4 protein-coding genes are annotated in these 2227 nt (G+C 71.1%); 1 reads left to right on the forward strand and 3 read right to left on the reverse strand.

Features of this window, described 5'->3' with window-relative positions; genetic code table 11:
- Positions 1 to 122: 122 nt before the first annotated feature.
- The 3 genes from ACWIHT_RS38625 to ACWIHT_RS38635 all read right to left on the reverse strand — a co-directional run bounded on the left by ACWIHT_RS38625 (position 123) and on the right by ACWIHT_RS38635 (position 1553).
- Positions 123 to 296: a CsbD family protein gene (locus ACWIHT_RS38625; protein ID WP_093628572.1), complete on the reverse strand. Its 174-nt coding sequence runs from the start codon at positions 294 to 296 to the stop codon at positions 123 to 125.
- Between the two features lie 73 nt (positions 297 to 369).
- Entirely contained in the window at positions 370 to 732 is a 363-nt protein-coding gene (locus ACWIHT_RS38630) for a VOC family protein (protein WP_456173318.1), read from the reverse strand.
- 5 nt (positions 733 to 737) lie between these two features.
- Positions 738 to 1553: a trans-aconitate 2-methyltransferase gene (locus tag ACWIHT_RS38635; protein ID WP_456173187.1), complete on the reverse strand. Its 816-nt coding sequence runs from the start codon at positions 1551 to 1553 to the stop codon at positions 738 to 740.
- Positions 1554 to 1657: 104 nt separating this feature from the next.
- On the opposite strand from ACWIHT_RS38635, the gene ACWIHT_RS38640 reads away from it, so the two are divergent.
- Positions 1658 to 2155, forward strand: coding sequence for a MarR family winged helix-turn-helix transcriptional regulator (locus ACWIHT_RS38640; protein WP_456173188.1), 498 nt, complete (start codon positions 1658 to 1660; stop codon positions 2153 to 2155).
- The last annotated feature ends 72 nt before the right edge of the window (positions 2156 to 2227 follow it).

The raw sequence follows: 2227 nt of genomic DNA on the forward strand, positions 1-2227 counted from the left end.
AACGGCTACACGGTCGCCCGCGTCGACACCGGTCGAGGCGGCGGAGACCTGCTGACCGTCGTCGGCGCGCTCCTCGGCTTCTCAGCAGGGGCCCGCCACAGTCCGTCCGTGGTTTCTGTACCTCAGCGCTTGAAGGCGTCCTTGGCCTTCTCCTTGGCCTGCCGAGCGTCTCCCTTGGACTTCTCGGCCTGCCCCTTGGCCTTCATCGTCTCGTTCCCGACGGCCCGGCCCACGGTCTCCTTGACCTTGCCCTTGACCTGTTCCTTCTTGGCCTTGGCCTTCTCGTCCTTCGCCACGGTTCATCACTCCCGGTCGGATCGGAACTCGGTCACCACACGGGTAGCCGCGTTCTCCGGGGACAAACGCCGTTCAGCCTTCCGGTTCCAGGAACTCCAGCCGGTTCCCCACCGGATCCTCCGAGTAGAAGCGCCGGTGGCCGGGCAGGTCCGAATCCCAAGTGACGGGCGCCCCAAGGGACTTCAGCCGGGCCGCGTACGCCTCGATGCCGGTCACCCGGAGCCCCGGGTGGGCCTTCTTGGCGGGCCGGAAATCCGCCTCCACGCCCAGGTGGAGCCGGACCGCCCCCGCCCCGAACCAGCAACCGCCCCGCGCCGCCAGTGCCGGTGGCTTCGGGATCTCGGTCATGCCGAGGGTGTCGACGTAGTAGGCGCGCAGCGCGTCCTCCGACCCCTCCGGGGCAGCCAACTGCACATGGTCCACGGCCGCGATCACCGCCGTCACACCCCCTTGCGGGCCACCGCGAACAGCCGCCGGAACGGCAGCACCGTGCCGTACTCCGCCGTCGGATACGCCTCGCGCAGCAGGTCGCGGTACTCCGTCACGAACGCGTCGCGTGCCTCCGGGTCGTCCGCGAGCGCGGTCAGGGCCGGGCGCAGGCCGGTGCCCTTGACCCAGTCGAGGACGGGGTCCTCGCCGGTCAGGACGTGCTGGTACGTCGTCTGCCAGACGTCCGCCGCGCAGCCGAGGCGGGCCAGGCGGTCGAGGTAGACGGCGGGCGCGTGGACCGAGTCCTCGCGGCGCAGCACCTCGCCGAGGCGGCTCTTCCAGCGGGCGGTGGCGGCGAGTTCGCGCATCAGGGCGTGCAGGGGCGCGTCGATGTTGTCCGGCACCTGGAAGGCGAAGGTCCCGGAGGGCGCGAGCGCGGAGATCCAGTCGCCGAACCGGTCCAGATGCCCCGGCACCCACTGCAACGCCGCGTTCGACACGATCAGGTCGTACGTCTGGCTCGGCACCCACTCCGTCGCGTCCGCGTGGGCGAAGTCGAGGTGGCCGCCGCCGGTCGTGGGGCCCGCGTAGGGGGCTGCCTTCTCCAGCATCTCGGGTGAGTTGTCGTAGCCGGTGATGTGCGCGGTGGGCCAGCGGTCGGCGAGGACGGCGGTCATGTTGCCGGGGCCGCAGCCGAGGTCGGCGACGCGGGGGCGCTCCGCGGGCAGCGCGGGGACCCTGGCCAGCAGGTCGGTGAAGGGGCGGGCGCGGTGGCCGGCGTGACGGAGGTACTGGGCGGGGTCCCACACGGGCGAGGCGGAAGTCATGACGTACACCTTCCCGCCCGAAGTCTCTCGATGTCAAGAGACTTGAGATCAACATAATCGACATCAAGAGACTTCACGTCGACACAACCACTACACTGATCGTCATGGAGGACGAGGTCGATCGGCTTGTCGCAGCGTGGCGCCGGGAGCGCCCGGACCTCGACGTGGAGCCGCTTGAGGTGCTCAGCCGGGTGAGCCGACTGGCCCGGCACCTGGACCGGGCGCGTCGGCTGGCGTTCGCCGAGCACAGCCTGGAGCCCTGGGAGTTCGACGTGCTGACGGCGCTGCGGCGCGCGGGCAGCCCCTACCAGCTCTCCCCCGGCCAGTTGCTGACCCAGACCCTGGTCACGTCCGGCACGATGACGAACCGCATCGACCGCCTGGCCCAGAAGGGCTTGGTCGAGCGGCTCCCCGACCCCAGCGACCGCCGGGGTGTACTGGTCCGGCTCACCGAGGAGGGCCAGGACCGCGCGGACCAGGCCCTGGCCGGACTGCTGGCGCAGGAGCGCGCGATCCTCGCGGAACTCTCCCGCGCCCAGCGCGGCGAACTGGCCGACCTGCTACGCCAGTTGACCGCCCCGTTCGACAACATCCCCGGCTAGACCGACCGGACCGACACCGGGACACCTCGCCGGCGCGACCGCCACGAGAGCGGACTGCACCCCCAGCCCACC

The organism is Streptomyces sp. NPDC002276, assembly GCF_053891435.1.

Coding starts and splice junctions, on each gene's coding strand:
- ACWIHT_RS38635 (WP_456173187.1), bottom strand. CDS start 1,553: ATGACTTCCGCCTCGCCCGTGTGGGACCCCGCCCAGTACCTCCGTCAC.
- ACWIHT_RS38640 (WP_456173188.1), top strand. CDS start 1,658: ATGGAGGACGAGGTCGATCGGCTTGTCGCAGCGTGGCGCCGGGAGCGC.